This is a genomic window from Stenotrophomonas maltophilia group sp. msm4, assembly GCF_032025605.1.
Lineage (GTDB): Bacteria > Pseudomonadota > Gammaproteobacteria > Xanthomonadales > Xanthomonadaceae > Stenotrophomonas > Stenotrophomonas sepilia.
Genome location: NZ_JAVSKK010000001.1, coordinates 1125112 through 1143980, shown reverse-complemented (window position 1 = coordinate 1143980; position 18869 = coordinate 1125112). Strand labels below are relative to the sequence as shown.

The following is an 18869-nucleotide window of genomic DNA, read 5'->3' as shown; positions in this document are numbered from 1 at the left end:
GACAATGAAATCCAACAAAAAGATGTGGGTATGGCTCGGTGCCGGCGTGGCATTGGTTGCGGTGGTCGCAACCGCCACGCTCTCTCTGGGCGTGTACAACGTGGCCGCCGACGATCCGCATAGTCGCCCGGTGTATGCGCTACTTGAAACGGCGCGCGAGCGTTCCATTGAGGTGCGCGCCGCCAAGCTTCAGCTACCCACGAACCTTGATGATCCTGAGCGTATCCGCCAGGGTGCGGGCAACTACAACGCCATGTGCGTGACCTGCCATCTTTCACCAGACGCGGCGGCCACCGAGATGAGCAAGGGCCTGTACCCCGCGCCACCGAACCTAAGCAAACAGCCGGTCGCTCCAGCTGAGGCGTTCTGGGTGATCAAGCACGGCATCAAGGCCAGCGGCATGCCCGCTTGGGGCGGCAGCATGGACGATGAGTTCATATGGAACATGTCGGCCTTCCTGCAGAAGTTGCCCACGCTGGACGCGACTGCGTACAAGGAACTTGTCGACAGCAGCGAGGGCCATTCGCATGGCGGCGGCGAGACGCAAGGCCACCATGACGACGAAAAGGCCGAGGATCACCCTGCCTTATTCGAGCCGGGCAACAACTCCATGCCGCATGCGCACCCGCCGGGCGTGGACGACGATCACCACGGCCCGACACCCAGCGACACGGAAGTCGGGTTGGTGAGCCACGGCCATCCCGACGGCAAGGTGGAGTCGCACCCTGCACCACACACGCCCGTGGCCGATGACGGCCATGCGCACCCCCATTGATCTTCTTGGAGCCCACGCAATGAACGCAACAGCAATCTCGTTCACCCTCGCACTGGCACTGGCCGTCGTGTCCCCCGCAATGGCGCAGGCGACACAGCCGCACGCACATCACCCCGCTGCCGCGGCATCTGCGGACGTCGACGTCCCAGTCACTGCAGAGGCCGCGGTCGCCGTAGCGGAGCGTTTCAACAGGGCCCTGTCTAGCGGCGATCTGGCCACGGTCGAAGCCCTGCTCGCTGCCGACGTTCTCATCCTCGAGTCCGGGGGCGCCGAACGCAGCCGCGAGGAATACATGGGCCATCACGCAGTCAGCGATGCGGCGTTCCTCAAGGGCGCCCATCGCCAGCTGCTCCGTCAGCGCGCACGAGCCGCTGGCGAGTTCGCGTGGGTCGGAACCGAAAGCGAGTTGCATGCCCAGAAGGACGGCCAGCCACTGACCGTCCAGAGCGACGAGACGATGGTGCTGAAGGAGACCGCGGACGGCTGGCGGATCGTCCACATCCACTGGTCCTCGCGGACCAAGCGCTGAGTCGAGAGATTGAAATGACTACGCTCACATTGCACCGTCTGACTTTTGTGGTCCTTGCCGTGGCTGGTCTGGGTGCTTGCACCCAGGATGCTTCATCCGCGCAACCCACAACCTCGCCCTCCGCACAGGTTGTCGTCCAATCAGCCGACGCGACTCCAGCAGCCCTGCCACGCATGACCGTCCACAAGACCCCGACCTGCGGGTGCTGCGGTGTCTGGATCGACCACGTGCAGAAGGCGGGATTCACCGTGGATGTGCACGACATGGATGACCTGGGTCTGGTCAAGGAGCGGTTGGGTGTCCCCTATGCAAAGGGCTCCTGCCACACGGCCGAGATCGGCGGATACGTCATCGAAGGCCACGTTCCGGCCGCGGACATCAAGCGTCTCCTCGAAGAAAAGCCGAACGCACGCGGCCTGGTCCTCCCAGGGATGCCGCTTGGTTCTCCGGGCATGGAGGTCCCGGAGGGACGCCAGCAGCCGTTCACGGTCGAGCTGATACATCGCGACGGAACCACCGAACCGTTCGCACAGCACTGATCCGTCGCAGCAACAGGGGACGGTGTTGCGGGCGCGCCGATTCTCGCCCGCGAGGAAGAAGGAGAACTACATGACTCACCATTCCGCAGCACACCGGCCCCAGGCCATGAACGAGTGCATCGACAACTGCACGCAATGCCATGCGATCTGCCTGGAGACCATCAACTACTGCCTGACCAAAGGAGGTGTTCACGCGGCCCCGGAGCACATCGCCCTGTTGGCGACGTGTGCCGATACCTGCGCAACCAGTGCCGACGCGATGCTGCGCGGTGCCAGCGTTCACGACGTGGTTTGCGGTGCCTGCGCGGAGATCTGCCGCCAGTGCGCCGATGCATGCGACGCCATGAACGACCCTGAGATGACGCGCTGCGCCGAAGTTTGTCGCCGCTGCGCGGAAAGCTGCAGCGCCATGGCAGCGTAATGCGTCGAGGATCCCGCCTGAGCCGGTGGGATCCTCGTCTCGCGAAAGCGGAAGTATCAAGAAAATCCGACAAATCGTGGTTTCAGTGACAGTCCGACATCTAACGCTTGTCGCATCGAACACAGCGCGGCCCCTCCCGAACGGGCTTTGCATCACATTCCAATGAGGATTTATCCATATGAAGTCGTCCAACGTCATTCGCTCCTTCGCGCTCGTCCTCGCAATCGCGGCCGGGCAGTTTTCGCTGCAGGTCGCGCACGCCCACGCCGCGCTGCAGCAGTCCACACCGGCGGCAAATGCGGTGGTGGCCTCGCCAGGCCAGATCGATCTCGTGTTCAACGAGACATTGATTCCGCGGGCGTCGCGTCTCAAGTTGCTCATGAAGCACGGCAGTTCCACCATGCCGATCGAGAATTTCACGACCGAGATCGTCAACAACGGCAAGACCCTGCGTGCCAAGTTGCCTGGACCGCTGGCTCCGGGCGTCTATACCGTGGAATACCGCGCCGTCGGTGGTGACAACCACCCCATGCCGGGCAGCTTCAGCTTCACGGTGCGCTGAGGAGTCGCGAATGTTCGACCTGTCGGCTTATGCACTGAGATTCTTGGAATACCTTGTCATCATGGTTCTTTTCGGGGTTCCACTCTTCGGTTGGTACGGGTCGCGTCGATCGGCACTCGCCGACGCCTTGGCCGGGTGGTCACTCATGGGCGTTCTATTGGCGGGTGCCGTAGCCGGTCTCGTGCTCACCGGGCTCGATGTCGTCTTCAAGACCGCGGGCATCATGGGAATGCCGCTTGCCGAGGTTGATCGCGCATCGCTTGGCTGGTATCTGCTCGAGACGTCCGCGGGCCGGGCAGCCATGGCGAGAGGCGCGCTGCTGGTCGCCCTGATGTTCGTGCTCGGATGGCATCGTCGCCGCGGGAAGGTGGAGACCGCCTTCCCGCTGGGGGCGATGCTGGCGGGCGGCGCACTCGCTTCGCTGGCATGGAACGGCCACGCCGCCGCTGGCGAGGGCTTGGCAGGCGCGGTCCGGCTTGCTGCAGGCATCGTCCATCTTCTCGCGGCAGGCGGCTGGATCGCAGCGGTCCTGATGTTCCTTGCCATGCTGCTGCGCGGCAAAGAGACGAACGGCAGCGGGCGTCTGCGATCAACGCATGACTTTCTGCATGGTTTTTCGACGCTGGGAACGATCTTCGTTGGTGCGCTCATCGTGTCCGGCATCGCGCACTACGGGGATCTCACCGCGTGGTCGTTTTCGGCCCTGTTCCAGAGCACCTACGGGAAGTTGCTGCTTTTCAAACTGGCCCTGTTCGCTGGAATGCTGGGTTTGGGAGCGCTGCACCGATGGACGCTGGTGCCGCGCTTGGAACGAGCGCTGACCAGCGGAGATCCCGCGCAGGAGGTGCGGGCTTTGCGGCAGAGTGTTACGGCTGAGGCCGCGCTGGCCATCTTGATCCTGATTGTTGTTTCAGTGCTCGGGACGCTCAGCCCCGAATAGCTGTGTAACCCGCAATGGCACACTGCCTTGGCAGTCCATCCCCACTAAAGCGAGCATCGGCATGAACTCACCGTCGTCCCATGACCATCACCATTCTGCAGGCGCAGCCCCTGTCGAGGCTGCGGATGGACGGGTCATCACCAATCCCGTCCGCTATACGGACGATGCTCCCCAGCAAGTTGAAGTGACCGCCCCAGCAGCGGTGGCCCAACCCAGCGGTACCCACGCCACGGTCTACACCTGCCCGATGCATCCGCAGATTCGTCAGCCAGGTCCCGGCACCTGTCCGATCTGCGGCATGGCGCTGGAGCCGGAGATGCCCTCGCTGGAGGAGGACGACAATCCAGAGTTACGCGATTTCACCCGAAGGTTCTGGTGGACGTTGCCTTTGACGTTGATCGTCCTGGTCTTGGCCATGCTGGGACACCGTCTGCCCGGCTTGTCCACGCAGGCGCGCACCTGGATTGAGCTCGTGCTGAGCGCCCCGGTGGTGCTCTGGGCGGGGTGGCCTTTCTTTGAGCGCTGCCTACAGTCCATCGGCAATCGCAGCCCCAACATGTGGACGCTGATCGGCATCGGCGTGGCCGCCGCGTTTGGCTACAGCGTGGTGGCCACCGTGGCACCGGACCTGTTTCCGGACTCTTTCCGCGAGCATGGACGGGTAGGGGTCTACTTCGAGGCGGCAGCGGTCATCGTCTCGCTCACCCTGCTCGGACAGCTGCTGGAACTGCGGGCGCGTTCCAAAACCTCGGCGGCCATCAAGTCCCTGCTGGGATTGGCGCCCAAGACGGCTCGCCGCGTCAAACCCGATGGGGGCGAAGAGGACGTTGCGCTGGATCACGTGCACGTGGGTGATCTGCTTCGCGTACGACCGGGCGAGAAGGTGCCGGTCGATGGGGAAGTCATCGAAGGCCGCGCCAGTGTCGATGAGTCGATGCTGACCGGTGAACCCATTCCGGTGGAGAAGGCTGTCGGTGATCACGTTATAGGCGCCACGCTCAACGGGACGGGCGCCTTAGTCATCCGGGCGGACAAAGTCGGATCCGGGACGGTACTGGCGCAGATTGTGCAGTTGGTAGCCCAAGCCCAGCGCTCCCGCGCGCCGATGCAGCGTATGGCGGACAAGGTGGCGTACTGGTTTGTCCTGGCCGTGCTGGCCACGGCGGTGCTCACGTTCTTCGGATGGGGTCTGTTTGGACCCGAACCGTCCTGGACCTTTGCCGTCCTCAATGCCGTATCGGTTCTGATCATTGCTTGCCCGTGTGCCTTGGGTTTGGCTACCCCCATGTCGATCATGGTCGCCACTGGCCGCGCTGCGCAGGTCGGGGTCCTGTTCCGCGATGCTCAGGCGATCGAGCAGCTACGTCTGATCGACACGTTGATCGTGGACAAGACCGGTACGTTGACCGAGGGGCGTCCAGCCTTTCGCGACACGCTCTCCAACGCCGGCTTCGACGCCGATCAGATCCTTTGTTTGGCCGGCAGCTTGGAGCAGGGCAGTGAGCACCCCTTGGCCGAGGCCATCGTGGCTGAAGCCCAGCGACGTGGCTTGAACCTGGTGGCCGCCCAAGATTTTGATTCGCTCACCGGCCAAGGCGTCCGCGGGCGCGTGTCCGATCAGGATGTCGTGCTCGGCAACCAAAGCCTGATGGCGTCGGTTGGCGCCGATGTAGCACCTTTGCAAAGCAGCGCCGAGCGTCTTCGGAAAGAAGGCGCTAGCGTGATGTTCCTGGCGGTCAATGGTCGGTTGGCCGGCGCCATTGCGGTGGCTGATCCCATCAAAGCCACGACCTTGCCTGCCTTGAACCTGCTACGTGCCGATGGCCTGCACGTGGTGATGGCCTCCGGTGACGCACAGGCGACGGCCGAGGCCGTGGGGCGCACGCTGGGCATCGAGGATGTGCGTGGTGGCGTCAAGCCGCAGGACAAGGCCGACCTGGTCCAGCAACTCAAAGCCCAGGGTCGTCGCGTGGCCATGGCTGGCGATGGCATCAACGATGCGCCGGCCCTGGCGGCAGCCGATGTGGGCATCGCGATGGGGACGGGCACGGATGTGGCCATGTCCAGCGCCCAGCTCACCCTGGTCAAGGGTGATTTGAGGCGCATCGTGCAAGCCCGTGCCATCTCGTCTTTGACGGTGGCCAATATGAAGCAGAACCTGGGCTTCGCCTTCGTCTACAACGCCATCGGCGTGCCTATCGCCGCCGGCTTGCTGTATCCCAGCTTCGGCCTTTTGCTCAGTCCGATGATGGCGGCCCTGGCCATGAGCCTGAGCTCGGTTTCGGTGGTCACCAATGCCCTGCGTTTGTCCGGCTCCACCGTTGTTGCCACCCCCCACCCTGACCGCGCCGATGAGCCTGCGCGCGGCCATTCCTGTCACTGATGGCTCATATCCCACAAGGAGTACTGCAATGAAGCGTTATGCCTCCCTCTCGATGATGGCCTTGTTCCTGATGGCGGGCGCGGCCTTCGCCGGCGGCCAGACCACCACGCCCACCACCGACCACGGTCAGCACAAGCCGGCGGCGGCCGATGCCGATTTCACCAAGCTCGATGCCAACAAGGACGGCTCGCTGTCCAAGGAAGAACTGGCCAAGCACAAGCTGGCGCCGCACTTTGGCATGCTCGATAGCAACAAAGATGGCAAGCTGAGCCCGCAGGAATTCGCTGCCGGCAAGGGTATGTAAGTGTTCTCAGCCCGGGAGCTGTTCCAACAGTTCGCGGGTTCTTCCGCCGTTCTGCCATTCCCACGGAGATTGTTATGTCCTCTTCGCACGGTACGCACGAAAACGCGCAAGACCCGCAGTCCCAGCACGCAAAACCGCACGCCTCACACCAACCTGCCCACCAGGCACAACAAGGGCATCAAGGCCATTACGGCCGCCTGTTGTTGATGATGGGCCTGTCTTTCGTGGCCATGTACGCATTGATGTACGCAATGGTCGATCAGTGGGCTAACGTCTATAACAACGTGAACCAGTTCTACATGGCGGGCCTGATGGCCGCTCCCATGCTGCTGATCGAGCTGTGGCTAATGTCCAGCATGTACCCCGATCGCCGACGCAATCTGATTCTGGCTGGTCTGACGGTGGCGTTCATGCTGTTCTGCTGGTGGGGCATTCGCACTCAAGCAGCGGTCACTGACAAACAGTTCATCCGTTCGATGATTCCCCACCACGCTGGCGCCATCCTGATGTGTGAGGAGAATCGTCTGAAGGATCCTGAGTTGGTGAAGCTCTGCCAGGACATTATTACCTCGCAGACACAGGAGATCGCGCAAATGAAGCAGTTGCTGGCTGAGCGTTCCCATTAGCTCACTGCCTTTTGCCAGCCGATATCACTTCACTGAGCCTGCGCACTGACCATTCGGTGGATCAAACGCGCGGCCACACGTGCGGTGGCTTGATCCGGATCCAGGGGCGGACACAGTTCCGCCACGTCGACCACACGTACCTTGCCCGAGGCCATGACCAGATCCAGCAGGGCTTCCAGGACCTCCAGACTCACCCCGCGTGGGTTGGGGGCGCTCACGCCCGGGGCCACCACCATTGAGTACGCCGGCAAGATCACCAGCGGCTTGGGTAGCTACACCCAGTGGCGTGGCTTGGGCTCACTGCGTATGGGCAAGAACCGTTGGACCGGCGTCTATTCGGCGCAGTACATCGGCAGCGCGGACGACATCATCGCCGTGCCCGACACGATCGGCTCGCATGTGTCCAGCGTGGTGTACCACAGCCTGCAACTGAGCTACGGCATCAAGAAGAAGTGGGATATCTCCGCCGGCGTTGAAAAAGTGCTCGATAAGAAGGCGCCGTTCGTGAAGAACAACCCCAACACCGACACCGACACCATGACGTACGACTTGCTGGGTCGTCGCTGGAATGTCCGCTTTGGTTACCACTGGTAAGCCACGATCACGAGGAGCTACACATCATGAGAAACACGCAACTATCCGCCACACTACTGCTGTTCGCTGTGGCCGGCAGTGCCGGTGCGCACGACCTGTTTGTCGCTTTCTCCAAGCCTGGCACCGCAGCGGGCGAGGCGAACACAGCGTTGGTGAACAATGGCACCTTCGATGAAAGTGCAGGTGCAGTCACCCGAGCGCGTCTACAGGACGTTTCGCTGAGTCAGGGCGGCGCTAAGGCTGCACCGGACTTGGCCAGTTGGAAAGAGGTCGGCAAGCAGAGCCAGCTCACCGTGCATCCGGCGGGCGAGGGCACCTATCTGCTGGGGGTCTCGACGATGGCCTCCACCAGCACGCGTACGGCCAGCGAGTTCGGCAAGTACCTGGAGTTGGAAGACTTGCCCGATACCCTGGCCACCTATGATGCGAGCAAGTTTCCCAAAGGGGTCACCTATAGCTATACCAAGCATGCTCGTACCATTGGACAGGTGGGCACAAAACTGACCGACGATTTCGCTGCCTCGCTGGGCTATCCGCTGGAGATCCGCTTGGCCCGCAATCCTGGAAGCGTGAAGGTCGGCGAACAGCTGTCGTTCCAGGTGCTGCAGCAGGGCACGCCAGTGCCCAACCTACGCGTGTACGTCGGTCATCGTGCTGACGCACCGGTCAAGGGTGGGCACGGTAGCGCTACGCTCCTGCGCACCGATGCCCAAGGCCAAGCCAGTTTCCAGGTGACCACCGCCAAGACCTGGTACATCCACACCAATCACATTGTGCCCTCTACACAAAAGGGTTTGGATTTTGTGTCGGATCGGGCGTCGCTGAGCTTTGAGATTTCCCCGCACGCCGGGCACTGATAAGTAAGCATGTAGGCGGTACTCTCCCCTTTGACGCCAGTCATGACTTCTTCCATGACTGGCGTCTTTTTGTGGGGACTTACCTCAAGTGCTCAGTCTGTCTCTCATTGGTCGCCCCGCGCCGCGCGCAATCCACGTCGCCGCACTAGATAGAACGCTGCGGGAATCACCACCATAGAGAGCACCGGTGCGGTGAGCATGCCACCCAGCATCGGCGCGGCGATACGTTGCATGACCTCCGAGCCGGCACCGGCACCGACGAAAAGCGGAAACAACCCGGCCAGGATGACGGCTACCGTCATCGCCTTCGGGCGCACCCGTTGCACGGCGCCTTCGTAGATAGCCTCTTGCAGGGTAGACACATCTTCCGGCGCACCGCTGGCCAAGCGCTGCTCCCAGGCATGACGCAGGTACAGCAGCATGATGACGCCGAACTCAGCCGCAACGCCGCCCAGGGCGATGAATCCGATCATGCTGGCCACCGAAATCGCATGGCCCAGCCCCCAGATCAACCAGAAACCGCCCACCAACGCCAAGGGCAAGCTGAGCAGGATGATGGATACATCGCTAAGCCGGCGAAACACCATCCAGATGACCAGGAAGATGATCGCCAACGCCGCGGGCACCACCCATTGCAGGCGTGCCAAAGCCCGTTGCAGATACTCGTACTGCCCCGACCACGCCAGACCATAGCCGGCAGGCAAACTCACCTGGGTCTGCACCGCGGCTTGCAGGTCCTGGACCACCGATCCCAAGTCGCGATCGGCCACATCCACGTAGATGTAGCCCACCAACCGGCCGTTATCGCTCTTGAGCATCGGCGGGCCTGGGCTGATTGACAGCTCCGCCACCTGGCTCAAGGTCAGTTGCACACCGCCTGGCGCGATCAGCGGCAGATCCTGCAAGGCCTGCAACGAGTCACGCTGGCCACGGGGGTAGCGCAAGACGATGGGATAGCGTTCGCGCCCCTCGATCGTTTCCCCGATTGGATCACCGCCAACGACCGTGGCAATCAGTTGCTGGAGTTGGCCTTGAGTGAATCCGTAACGTGCAGCGATTTCCGGGCGCACCTGTACATCGACATAGCGCCCACCCGTGACGCGTTCGGCCAGTGCCGAACTCACGCCGGGCACAGTCTTGGCCACCTGCTCGATCTGCTGGCTCAGGCGCTCGATCTGCTCCACATCGGGTCCGGAGACCTTGATCCCAATCGGGCTCTTGATGCCGGTGGCCAACATATCGATGCGATTGCGAATGGGCGGGACCCATAGGTTGGTCAGACCGGGAATCTTGACCGCTGCGTCCAACTCCTGGCGTAGCTTCTGGGGGGTCATGCCCGGGCGCCATTGATCCCGCGGCTTGAAGGTCACGGTGGTCTCAAACATTTCGATCGGTGCCGGATCGGTCGCACTTTCGGCACGGCCCGCCTTGCCGAACACGTGCTCAACCTCCGGTACGGTCTTGATCATCCGGCCCGAGAGCTGGAGCAACTGACGGGCCTTGTCGGCGGACAGGCCGGGCAGGGCCGTGGGCATGTACAACAGGCTGCCTTCTTCCAAGGGCGGCATGAACTCACTGCCCAACCGGCTAAAGGGGATCAAGGTGAGCACTAGCAGCAGGCCGCTGAGCAGCAAGGTGACACCGGGATGTTTGAGGACCCACAGCAGGATGGGCCGATAGCCAGCGATCAGGATGCGATTGATGGGGTTCTGCTGTTCCGGGCGGATGCGGCCGCGGATCAGGTAGCCCATCAAGACGGGGATCAAGGTCACCGACAACCCTGCTGCGGCGGCCATCGCGTAGGTCTTGGTGTAGGCCAGAGGCGAGAACAATCGCCCTTCCTGCGCCTGCAGGGCAAAAACCGGCACGAAAGACAGGGTGATGACCAGCAAGCTGGCGAACAGGGCCGGTCCGACCTCGGCCGCCGAGCGGGCCATCAGCTGCCAGCGCTCCTCACCCTGAGGTTCCCGGCCGTGCGCCTCCCGCCAGTGCTCCAGATGCTTGTGTGCATTTTCGATCATCACCACCGCTGCATCGACCATCGCACCAATGGCGATGGCGATGCCGCCTAATGACAGCAAGTTGGCGGAGATCCCCTGGGCGTGCATCACGATGAAGGCCGCCAGGATACCCAAAGGCAGGGTGATGACGGCCACCAACGCCGAGCGTAGGTGCCACAGGAACAGCAGGCATACCAGCGCTACGACCAGAAACTCTTCGCCAAGCTTGTGGGTGAGGTTGCGTACCGCATCCTGGATCAGCTCGGAGCGGTCGTACACCGGCACCACTTCCACGCCCTCGGGCAAGCTGGATTGCAACGCCTGCAGTCGCGCTTTGACGTTCCAAATGGCCCCCAAGGCATCCTTGCCGGTCCGCAGGACGATCACGCCGCCGGCCACCTCACCTTGACCATCCAACTCTGCGATACCACGACGGAAGACCGGCCCGCGACTGATCGTGGCCACCTCGCCGAGCAGGACGGGGATGCCGTCGTTGCCGGTTACCGGCACCTGTTCGAACGCCTCCTGTGTGCGCAGGTAGCCTTCGCTGCGCACCATCAGTTCGGCTTCGCCTTGTTCGATCACCGAGCCCCCGGTAGCGCCGTTGGCCGCATCCACCGCCTCGATGAGCTCGGCCACCGTCAGTCCACGGGCCGCCAACGCCTGCGGATCGGGCTGGATCTGCCAGGCGCGCACCGCACCGCCCACACTGGCTACTTCAGCCACGTCCGGCACGGTTTTTAGCTCATAACGAAGAAACCAGTCCTGCAACGCACGCAGCTGCCCCACATCACGTTGACCTGTCCGATCCACCAAGGCGTACTGGTAGATCCAGCCCAGTCCTGTCGCATCAGGACCCAGCGCCGGATTCACATTCGGCGGAAGTCGATCGCGTACCTGGCTCAAGTACTCGAGCACTCGAGAGCGCGCCCAGTAAAGATCAGTGGCATCGTCAAACAGGATGTAGACGAATGAATCACCGAAGAAGGAGAAGCCGCGTACCGCCTTCACGCCCGGCACGGACAACATCGTGGTGGCCAACGGGTAGGTGACCTGGTCTTCGATGATGCGCGGGGTTTGCCCCGCCCATTGCGTGCGGATGATGACCTGGGTATCGGACAGGTCCGGCAGCGCATCCAGCGGCGTGTTCTTTACCGACCAGATACCGACCACCGCCAGCAGCGCGGCGGCAACCAGCACCAGCACGCGATTGGCGATGCAAGCATGGATCAGGCGCGCGATCATGGTGTGCCCTCCATCGCTTCGGACATGACCTCGCTTGCCTGGCAATCAGCGGCTGCGGCGGGGCCGAACTTGGGTACCAACTGCATATCCATGAACGGTGACTTGCCCGGCTTGTCGAAATGCTTCTCCGGCACCATCGGGTCATACCAGTACTGCACCGGGCAGCGCGGCGGCGTAGAGGTGGAGGTGTCTGGCGCGACAGGCGCCGGCTGTCTGGACGGTGACGGCACGACAGTGCGTGGTTCGTGCCCGGCGTCATGGCGCTCGTGCACACCTGATGCGCTGGCAGGGCGTGTCGGTTGTGCAGCACCCAGGCGCTCCAACGCACCGGAGAGACTGGCTTCGGAGTCGAGCAAGAACTGACCCGAGACGACCACGCGTTCACCACCGGCCAAGCCTGCCACGATCTGCGTGCGCCCTTGCACGCTACGTCCCACACTCACCCGCACTGGCCGGAAGCTCCCGTCCGGATCCTGCACGATGACCCGGCTGTCCCGCCCGGTGGCGATCAGCGCCTCCGTGGGAACGACTGGCAGGGCCTGCTCGGCGTCGGGCTGCACCAGAACCTCGGCGAACATGCCCGGCACCAGCCGACGCTGCGGGTTGCGCAGCACAATTCGCGCCCGCTGCGTGCGACTAGCCATGTCGACCTGGGGAAGCAACGCCTGGATCTGTCCGGCAAAGCGCTCTGCCGGCCAGGCACTGACCGTGGCCTGCACTGAGGTCCCCGGCCGCAAGGTGCCCAGCGCTGCCTGGGGTACCGAGGCCTCCAGCCACAACGTGTCCAGCCCATTGATCTTGAACAGTGGCGTACCGGGCATCACCGTCTGTCCCTCGCGTGCCAGGATCTCGGTCACGACACCACTGTGGTCTGCGCTAAGCACGACGCCACTTCTGGCCGAGGCGCCAGAAGGAACACCCAACGAACGCAACCGTTGTTGCGCCGCACCCTGCAGCTCACGCGCGCCCGCGGACTGAGCTTGGCTCAGGGCATGTGCTTCGGCGATGGCCGCGTTCCATGCCGGGGCCTGCACGGTGGCCAGCGTTTGACCACGACGAACCTCGGTAAACGGCGCCTTTACCTGCACGTGGGTGATCAAGCCTTCCATGCGCGCACTGATCACGCTTTCCTGGGTCAGATCCCACGTCAGTGTGCCCGGCACGCGTACGGCAGTCCCTAGTAACTCTACCGTCACTTCCTGAGTGCGTATGCCCACGTTCTGCTGCAGGCGCGGATCGATCTGCGTTCCGCCCCCTATGGCCTCATCTGCGTATTTGGGCAGCAACTCCATATCCATGAACGGAGATTTGCCCGGCTTGTCGAATCGCTGCTCCGGCGCCATGGGGTCGTACCAGTACAGCACCTTGCGTGCTTGATCTGCGACGCTCGTGCCGGGGGGCGGGGTGGTATCAGAGGTTCGAGTCATCCAGGCGTAGCCGCCGGCAAAGCCGAGCGCCAGCAACCCGAGGGCCACGGCGAGCTGTGTGAGACGCGTCTTGGTCGGGCTCATGGCGTGTTCTCCTCATGGGGTAGCAGATAGGCCAGTGCCGCCCAGGCACGGCCCTGTTCGCCCAGCAGACGGGCGTTCTCCAGGTGCAATTCGATCTCATCGCGCCGCGCTTCCAGCCACGGCTGCAGGTCGGCACCGGCGCCGTAGGCGGCCAACGCCGTGCGTGCACGATCGCGCGCCAAAGGCAGGCTCTGCGTGTTCTGGCGCTCCAACTGGCCGGTTAACCCGCGCCATCGCGCTATCGCGCGTTGCACCGACTCGGCTTGGATGCGCCGGGCCTCATCGCGCTCTGCGGACACCGCCTCCAGCTCGGCCCGCCGTGCCGCGATGCCTCGTGCTTGGCGGTTCTTCTGGAACAGCGGCAGGCCCACACCCACTTCCACCATGAGCATGTCGCTGCGCGCCATGCCGTCGGGTGCGCGCTCGCGACGTCCGTAGGTGAGCTCCACACTCCAATCCGGGCGGGTTTCGGCCACGGCCGCATCCACCTGGGCCTGGGCTAAGCTCTCGCGTGCCTCCCAGCCCAGTAGTGGCGTGTGTTGGTCCAGTTTGGCCAGCAGTTGGGTGGGCTCCAATGGCAACTGCGAAAAATCCGGTGCCGCACCACTGGCCAAGATCGCCTCTGGTGCAATACCCAACCACCGCGCCAGGCCGGCCTGCGCGGCGGCGTGCTCCGCATGTACCTGCTCCAGGCGATTGTCCAACTGCAGTAGGGCGGCCTGGGCGGCAAGCACATCACTGGCCCCGGCCGTGCCGCCTGCCAAGCGAGCACGCGCCGCACGCTCGGCTATACGGGCCGGCTCGCGCAGACCTTCCAACGCATCTACGGCTTGCTGCGTACTCCACAGCTCGATCCAGGCCAGCGCGGCCGCTTGGGCCACCATCTGCTGTTCGGCCATCGACAGTGAGCGCGCTTGCGCCAGCGTCGCTTGCGCCAACGCGTGCTCGGCACGTCGTTTCGCACGCGCAGGAAACTCCTGCATCAGACCGATTTGCTGGGTGGTCATCTCATCGGCCCGCAAGCTGAAGGCATCGGGTCCGCTGACGGGCCAGTTCGCCAGCCCCACGATCAAACGTGGGTCGGGAAGCGCGCCAGCACGCGCGGCTTCTTCGGTACTGGCATCGATCTGCGATCGGCGCACCTGCAGGGTTGGGGCGTTAGCAAGCGCCCGTTGTAGGGCTTCTGTGTAGCTGATCGGGATAGCGGGCGATGCCGCCAGCACAGGACCACTGAGCGCCAGGGCAAACACGAACCCACACGCCATCTTGCGCCTTGCACGCAAGAAGAAAGACATCTCCATAAGACCTCCGGGAAACGACAACGAGCGCGCTGCAACGCATGCAGCACGAGCACGGGTCAATCCAGGAGGGGGCTTAAATCAGCAGGCTACAGAAGCGCTGCAGGGGAGGCGGATCGGACACGCACACCGGAACATCCCGATACAACTGCGCGTGTACCGGTGGCAACAGAGCCTGCACCAGCGCGAAGGCGGCCAGCGCGGGCTGGTAAGGCACTTGAGGGGCCTTCGCATCGGCCGTGGCGATGTGATCGCGCTGGCAATGCTGGTCGCACAACGCCGGAGCATCGGGATCCGGCGTGGACATCTCTTCGCAACCGACCATCAGGGTCGCTTGTCCAGCTTCCACCGATTCCAGCGGACAGGCGTAAGCCACCAGCGCGAGTTGCTGCAGCAGCAGCGCCCACAGTCCCAGCCATGCCAGTCGGGCACGAGAACGGGGTCGCCGCCATCGCCTCAGCAGCCTCACCATGACAGCTCCCGCACGCCCGAAGCAGCGCCTGCGGACGCTGGGCAGATCAGGGCAGGGGACGTGCGAGCTCTCATGATGGCCAGTCTAGCCCTCTTGGGGCCGACTGTCATTGATCAGGATCAAGCCCTCGCGCGGACTCAGCGGTGGCATCCGCCGCAGCAGGAGGATGCGACGGCCGGGGCGGCCGGCGTACCAGCCTCAGAAGGGAGCACCGCAGCGATCACATAGCCTTGCCGCTGGATAGCCTCAACCGCCTGTTCTACGGCAAGCAGGCCCTCGATCTTGACCACGCCACTGCCCAGATCGACGTCCACCTGGGCGTGGGGGTCAAGGGCCTGAATGGCTTGGGTGACCGTTCGGACACAGTGACCACAGGTCATACCTTCAACAACGAGATTCATGGACAACCCTCCAAAAGCATCGGCGGTTTGCCGACGGCGTGACGATGAGCCTTCCCACGGTGGGAAGGTCAAACGACAGGCAAGTTGAGTGGTAATCCGTCCCGCGTTGTTGACCTTCCCATCATGGGAAGGCTCAGGCTACCTGCTCGTTCCTATTGGCCCTCACTCCATGGACATAACGCTCACTTATGCGAATTAAGTTATTGATTATATTACATTAATACAGGAATCGCAAGGTCTGTAGTTGCACCGTGCCCTGGCCGGCCACAAACGCGATAAGCTAAGCATTCCTTAGTGCTAGTCATTCTTGATGTCATGACGATGCCATCTGAGCGCACCCGCAATGTGCTGCAGGCGGGCGCGTTCCTCAGGCAGCTAGCGGCCAGCCAAGCCGTGCCTAAAGAGGTGCGGCAAGAGGCATATCGACTGCTGCGGCACTATCCAACCGTCAGCGACATCGAGGCGATTGCTGAGCACGAAGAGCGGCTGCGAGCGCTGACCCAGTCGGCCTTCGTACGACCCTACCTGAGCAGCGAGATCGAGGCGGATTGGTTCTCCGGGTACCCGCTCGGCCCTCATCGCATCTGACCATGAAGCAACCGAGCAGGCCGCGTGGAAGAGGGACTACGTCTGCGGAGACAGCGCTGGAGGCTTCCTTTGAACGGGCCCGCGACAGTGCGGCCGAGGAACGCGCATTCTTCAAGCGACTGATGGATGCGATCGTGTACGTGCATGCGCCCATCTCGGACGACGCGCAGACACTGCGGCTGGTCCAGTTCCGCCATCCTGACGGTTTCGATGCGATCCCTTTCTTTACCTCGCTCGACAAGGCGCAGGCGGCCAGCTCGTCTGCTGTCAGAATTCTGGGAGTTTCAGGCCGTGAGCTGCTAACCGGTACTCGCGGCGCGACGTTGATGCTCAATCCCAACTACGGCGGCGTTGTCCTGTACCCGGAAGAGGTTGCGACATTGTTGGATACGGGCTTTCTGGCCAGGGTGGAACGTCTGGCGCCGGCGGAGTTCGCGGTGAGACCTGCCCAGGCCGCGCCGGCTTGGCTCGCTCCGGCCATCAGCGGCAGCCTTGAGCACGCCGACTTCGTCTCGTCGGCCTATCTCCTGGAAACTCACTCGTCAGGGGGCGTCGAACAGCCTCCCGGTCTGTTGATCTGGCTGGTGGTGGACCTGGCTTTCGCCGAGCGGGCGGCTCGTCTGGTGACCACCGCCATACAGCCCTTATGCTCAGATTTGGACGTCATCATCGACTTGGCGGTCCACGACGTATCGCTGCCTTTGCCGGCGGGCTTGGATGATCCCCAGATCCTGCCCATATTTTTTCACGAGAATCAAGCCAACTTGAGCACAGCTCATCGGCCTATGAGCCCTGAAGATAAGCTACTAGCACTCCTTCCGGGATTGACCGAGGAAGAGAAGGAACGGCGGACCCGCGAGGGTATGGCCGACGTCGACGCTGGACGTACGATCCCGCACGAGGAACTACTGCAATGGATCAGGCGACGGTCAGAGCCTTCTTGAAGGTTTCCGTTGGGTCAGGAGCGTGGAAACTCTTGAATCCAATATTCAAGAAGGGCACGCGTGCCTGAGCAGTACTCCAGGAATGCCTGTGTCACGCGGCTTCTGGTTCAATCAAGCCTAGGTCTGTAATCCACGAACTGCCTGACGTCGAGGGGTGTTTCCTCGTTGAATCATGGTGTTAGAGACGATTCGGCTGTTTTTCTCACGAATCCCTGCCGACCTTCTTGAAAAACTGAACCAGACCTACCCAAACGCTTCCGTAAGGCAGGTGGTGAGAGGGCAGGTTAAGCACATCAGGGATAGCAATCCCAAGGAGATAGAAGCGCTACGACAGGAGGCCAACGATCAACTTCCTACTATCGCCGAGCTAAAGAGGGTCAGTGCGGTTGATCCAGAGTTCCGGATGGAAAACAGCTTCTTTGGGCCCAAGCCAGTCATCACCGCCCGCATCATCAACCGCTCAACACTGCCATTGAGCGAAGCGAGCTGGAATGCGGCGCTGTACATCAATGGCGATGTACAGCCTGTAGCCACGTCGAAGGTGCGCAGCGATTTCCGTTCCATCGAAGGCCTCAAGCCCGAACACCATGTTACGGCTCGATTCACTGTCGGATTCGTCAAGGGCGATAAGGCCTGGACCACCTTGGCAATTCGTCAAGCTACATCCACACGCGTCGAGCTGGAGATGATCCCTGAGACAGCAATGGACTTTACGGACAAAGCCTATCTAAGTGCCGATCTTCAGAAGCGCATTGATTTCCTTGAGAACCAACTCAAGCAAGCGAGCGAGTTCGAAGATGTCTGATGCTACCAAGCCCCGCCGGCGGATCACCCTCCGGCGGGGCTTGGTAGCGGTACCGACGTTCACCCCCGCCAAAGAGGACCATTACACAATGCGCCCGTCCATCCTCGCCTTGGACTTAGAAGGAACGCTGATTTCCAACGCTGTAAGCCAGATCCCGCGCCCGGGCCTCTACGAATTTCTGGAGTCGGCAAAGTCGCTCTTTGAGGGTCTAGTCATCTTCACCACAGTTCCGGAGCCTAGATTTCGCGAGATTGCCGACCTATTGGCTTGCGAAGGAGCGGCCCCGGGTTGGTTTGCCCGCTTGCCATACATAGACTGGACTGGGCCGACGAAGGATCTTGCCAACGTTTCCCAGCCCATCGGCTCAGCGACAGGTCGGAGTCGTTGAAGGTGTAGTAGCGGATCAGGTCATCCTGGCTTTCTGGCAACGCGAGCAGGGTGCCCCGCTCCGTGGCCGAGAGGATCAAGCGACGCGGCATGTGTCAGTCGTCCGTGCGGAGGTACTGGTAGAGGGTTTCCCGGCTGATGTTGAACTCGCGGGCAAGCTGCGCCTTGGGCTCGCCGGCCGTCGCTCGCTGCCGCAGGGTAGCAGCCTGCTCATCGGACAGGGCTTTCTTGCGGCCCCGGTACGCGCCACGCTGCTTGGCCAAGGTGATGCCCTCACGCTGCCGCTCGCGGATCAGGGCGCGCTCGAACTCAGCGAAGGCCCCCATCACCGACAGCATCAGGTTGGCCATCGGCGAGTCCTCGCCAGTGAACACCAGGCCCTCCTTCAGGAACTCGATGCGCACGCCGCGTTGAGTCAGCTTCTGTACCAAGCGACGCAGGTCATCGAGGTTGCGGGCCAGCCGGTCCATGCTGTGCACCACCACTGTATCGCCTTCGCGGACGAAGCTCAGCAGCGCTTCGAGCTGGGGGCGCTGGGTGTCCTTGCCCGATGCCTTGTCGGTGAACACCTTGCTCACCTGTGTCTGTTCCAGCTGGCGTTCCGGGTTCTGGTCGAAGCTGCTGACCCGGACGTAGCCGATGCGGTGCCCCTGCACGATGTCTCCTTGGTTGAAGGCGGCTTAAGTGC

Annotated in this window: 20 protein-coding genes; 14 read left to right on the top strand and 6 right to left on the bottom strand. The window is 62.6% G+C overall.

The features are described from left to right. Positions 1–4 precede the first annotated feature (4 nt). The 11 genes from ROV93_RS05400 (at position 5) to ROV93_RS05350 (ending at position 8530) form a co-directional block, all read left to right on the top strand. Positions 5–775: a cytochrome c gene (locus ROV93_RS05400; protein ID WP_005413420.1), complete on the top strand. Its 771-nt coding sequence runs from the start codon at positions 5–7 to the stop codon at positions 773–775. Then, positions 759–1304: a nuclear transport factor 2 family protein gene (locus ROV93_RS05395; RefSeq protein ID WP_223224792.1), complete on the top strand. Its 546-nt coding sequence runs from the start codon at positions 759–761 to the stop codon at positions 1302–1304. Before ROV93_RS05400 ends, ROV93_RS05395 begins: the two co-directional genes overlap by 17 nt. 173 nt (positions 1305–1477) lie before the next feature. Beyond that, positions 1478–1843 (top strand): DUF411 domain-containing protein, encoded by a 366-nt coding sequence (locus tag ROV93_RS05390; RefSeq protein WP_019184727.1) that lies wholly within the window; start codon positions 1478–1480, stop codon positions 1841–1843. A gap of 70 nt (positions 1844–1913) precedes the next feature. Then, complete coding sequence (locus ROV93_RS05385) at positions 1914–2264, top strand: four-helix bundle copper-binding protein (protein WP_012480213.1); 351 nt, start codon at positions 1914–1916, stop codon at positions 2262–2264. A gap of 178 nt (positions 2265–2442) precedes the next feature. Then, the gene (copC, locus tag ROV93_RS05380; protein ID WP_005413416.1) at positions 2443–2826 is read left to right on the top strand and encodes a copper homeostasis periplasmic binding protein CopC; all 384 of its coding nucleotides are present in this window, start codon (positions 2443–2445) and stop codon (positions 2824–2826) included. Between the two features lie 10 nt (positions 2827–2836). Continuing rightward, positions 2837–3766: a copper homeostasis membrane protein CopD gene (gene copD, locus ROV93_RS05375; protein WP_017354978.1), complete on the top strand. Its 930-nt coding sequence runs from the start codon at positions 2837–2839 to the stop codon at positions 3764–3766. A 61-nt stretch (positions 3767–3827) separates the two neighbouring features. Further along, complete coding sequence (locus tag ROV93_RS05370; protein WP_219625521.1) at positions 3828–6149, top strand: copper-translocating P-type ATPase; 2322 nt, start codon at positions 3828–3830, stop codon at positions 6147–6149. A gap of 28 nt (positions 6150–6177) precedes the next feature. Next, the gene (locus tag ROV93_RS05365) at positions 6178–6453 is read left to right on the top strand and encodes a hypothetical protein (RefSeq protein ID WP_005413412.1); all 276 of its coding nucleotides are present in this window, start codon (positions 6178–6180) and stop codon (positions 6451–6453) included. Positions 6454–6527: 74 nt separating this feature from the next. Then, positions 6528–7079 (top strand): DUF305 domain-containing protein, encoded by a 552-nt coding sequence (locus ROV93_RS05360; RefSeq protein WP_031269107.1) that lies wholly within the window; start codon positions 6528–6530, stop codon positions 7077–7079. Between the two features lie 153 nt (positions 7080–7232). Continuing rightward, positions 7233–7673 (top strand): TonB-dependent receptor, encoded by a 441-nt coding sequence (locus tag ROV93_RS05355; RefSeq protein WP_229298439.1) that lies wholly within the window; start codon positions 7233–7235, stop codon positions 7671–7673. A gap of 26 nt (positions 7674–7699) precedes the next feature. Further along, entirely contained in the window at positions 7700–8530 is an 831-nt protein-coding gene (locus ROV93_RS05350) for a DUF4198 domain-containing protein (protein ID WP_005413408.1), read from the top strand. A 104-nt stretch (positions 8531–8634) separates the two neighbouring features. Here the strand turns inward: ROV93_RS05350 and ROV93_RS05345 are convergent, their stop codons facing one another. The 5 genes from ROV93_RS05345 to ROV93_RS05325 all read right to left on the bottom strand — a co-directional run bounded on the left by ROV93_RS05345 (position 8635) and on the right by ROV93_RS05325 (position 15436). Next, a complete protein-coding gene (locus ROV93_RS05345; RefSeq protein WP_021201836.1) occupies positions 8635–11775 on the bottom strand; it encodes a CusA/CzcA family heavy metal efflux RND transporter in 3141 nt (1046 codons plus the stop codon). Beyond that, a complete protein-coding gene (locus tag ROV93_RS05340; RefSeq protein WP_005413406.1) occupies positions 11772–13286 on the bottom strand; it encodes an efflux RND transporter periplasmic adaptor subunit in 1515 nt (504 codons plus the stop codon). The genes ROV93_RS05345 and ROV93_RS05340 overlap by 4 nt, the downstream gene beginning before the upstream one ends. Further along, positions 13283–14587, bottom strand: coding sequence for a TolC family protein (locus ROV93_RS05335; RefSeq protein WP_170935783.1), 1305 nt, complete (start codon positions 14585–14587; stop codon positions 13283–13285). The genes ROV93_RS05340 and ROV93_RS05335 overlap by 4 nt, the downstream gene beginning before the upstream one ends. 73 nt (positions 14588–14660) lie before the next feature. Then, on the bottom strand, positions 14661–15056 hold the full coding sequence (locus ROV93_RS05330) for a hypothetical protein (protein WP_005413404.1): 396 nt from the start codon (positions 15054–15056) through the stop codon (positions 14661–14663). A 137-nt stretch (positions 15057–15193) separates the two neighbouring features. Further along, a complete protein-coding gene (locus ROV93_RS05325; protein ID WP_224482004.1) occupies positions 15194–15436 on the bottom strand; it encodes a cation transporter in 243 nt (80 codons plus the stop codon). Between the two features lie 336 nt (positions 15437–15772). On the opposite strand from ROV93_RS05325, the gene ROV93_RS05320 reads away from it, so the two are divergent. The 3 genes from ROV93_RS05320 (at position 15773) to ROV93_RS05310 (ending at position 17794) form a co-directional block, all read left to right on the top strand. After that, on the top strand, positions 15773–16045 hold the full coding sequence (locus ROV93_RS05320; protein ID WP_019184714.1) for a BPSL0761 family protein: 273 nt from the start codon (positions 15773–15775) through the stop codon (positions 16043–16045). 2 nt (positions 16046–16047) lie between these two features. Then, entirely contained in the window at positions 16048–16989 is a 942-nt protein-coding gene (locus tag ROV93_RS05315) for an SseB family protein (protein WP_049401588.1), read from the top strand. A 172-nt stretch (positions 16990–17161) separates the two neighbouring features. After that, positions 17162–17794, top strand: a complete 633-nt coding sequence (locus ROV93_RS05310) for a hypothetical protein (protein WP_021201832.1) — start codon at positions 17162–17164, stop codon at positions 17792–17794. Between the two features lie 482 nt (positions 17795–18276). Here ROV93_RS05310 and ROV93_RS05305 read toward each other — a convergent pair whose 3' ends face one another. Then, the gene (locus tag ROV93_RS05305) at positions 18277–18837 is read right to left on the bottom strand and encodes a recombinase family protein (protein WP_010921730.1); all 561 of its coding nucleotides are present in this window, start codon (positions 18835–18837) and stop codon (positions 18277–18279) included. Positions 18838–18869 lie beyond the last annotated feature (32 nt).

Excerpts from the sequence above, each read along its gene's own strand:
- ROV93_RS05385 (WP_012480213.1), top strand. The coding sequence starts at position 1,914 with ATGACTCACCATTCCGCAGCACACCGGCCCCAGGCCATGAACGAGTGC.
- ROV93_RS05350 (WP_005413408.1), top strand. The coding sequence starts at position 7,700 with ATGAGAAACACGCAACTATCCGCCACACTACTGCTGTTCGCTGTGGCC.
- ROV93_RS05355 (WP_229298439.1), top strand. The coding sequence starts at position 7,233 with ATGACCAGATCCAGCAGGGCTTCCAGGACCTCCAGACTCACCCCGCGT.
- ROV93_RS05335 (WP_170935783.1), bottom strand. The coding sequence starts at position 14,587 with ATGGAGATGTCTTTCTTCTTGCGTGCAAGGCGCAAGATGGCGTGTGGG.
- ROV93_RS05370 (WP_219625521.1), top strand. The coding sequence starts at position 3,828 with ATGAACTCACCGTCGTCCCATGACCATCACCATTCTGCAGGCGCAGCC.
- ROV93_RS05345 (WP_021201836.1), bottom strand. The coding sequence starts at position 11,775 with ATGATCGCGCGCCTGATCCATGCTTGCATCGCCAATCGCGTGCTGGTG.
- ROV93_RS05315 (WP_049401588.1), top strand. The coding sequence starts at position 16,048 with ATGAAGCAACCGAGCAGGCCGCGTGGAAGAGGGACTACGTCTGCGGAG.
- ROV93_RS05320 (WP_019184714.1), top strand. The coding sequence starts at position 15,773 with ATGACGATGCCATCTGAGCGCACCCGCAATGTGCTGCAGGCGGGCGCG.
- ROV93_RS05330 (WP_005413404.1), bottom strand. The coding sequence starts at position 15,056 with ATGGTGAGGCTGCTGAGGCGATGGCGGCGACCCCGTTCTCGTGCCCGA.
- ROV93_RS05390 (WP_019184727.1), top strand. The coding sequence starts at position 1,478 with ATGACCGTCCACAAGACCCCGACCTGCGGGTGCTGCGGTGTCTGGATC.
- ROV93_RS05395 (WP_223224792.1), top strand. The coding sequence starts at position 759 with ATGCGCACCCCCATTGATCTTCTTGGAGCCCACGCAATGAACGCAACA.
- ROV93_RS05400 (WP_005413420.1), top strand. The coding sequence starts at position 5 with ATGAAATCCAACAAAAAGATGTGGGTATGGCTCGGTGCCGGCGTGGCA.
- ROV93_RS05310 (WP_021201832.1), top strand. The coding sequence starts at position 17,162 with ATGGTGTTAGAGACGATTCGGCTGTTTTTCTCACGAATCCCTGCCGAC.
- ROV93_RS05360 (WP_031269107.1), top strand. The coding sequence starts at position 6,528 with ATGTCCTCTTCGCACGGTACGCACGAAAACGCGCAAGACCCGCAGTCC.
- ROV93_RS05340 (WP_005413406.1), bottom strand. The coding sequence starts at position 13,286 with ATGAGCCCGACCAAGACGCGTCTCACACAGCTCGCCGTGGCCCTCGGG.
- copC (WP_005413416.1), top strand. The coding sequence starts at position 2,443 with ATGAAGTCGTCCAACGTCATTCGCTCCTTCGCGCTCGTCCTCGCAATC.
- ROV93_RS05325 (WP_224482004.1), bottom strand. The coding sequence starts at position 15,436 with ATGACCTGTGGTCACTGTGTCCGAACGGTCACCCAAGCCATTCAGGCC.
- ROV93_RS05365 (WP_005413412.1), top strand. The coding sequence starts at position 6,178 with ATGAAGCGTTATGCCTCCCTCTCGATGATGGCCTTGTTCCTGATGGCG.
- copD (WP_017354978.1), top strand. The coding sequence starts at position 2,837 with ATGTTCGACCTGTCGGCTTATGCACTGAGATTCTTGGAATACCTTGTC.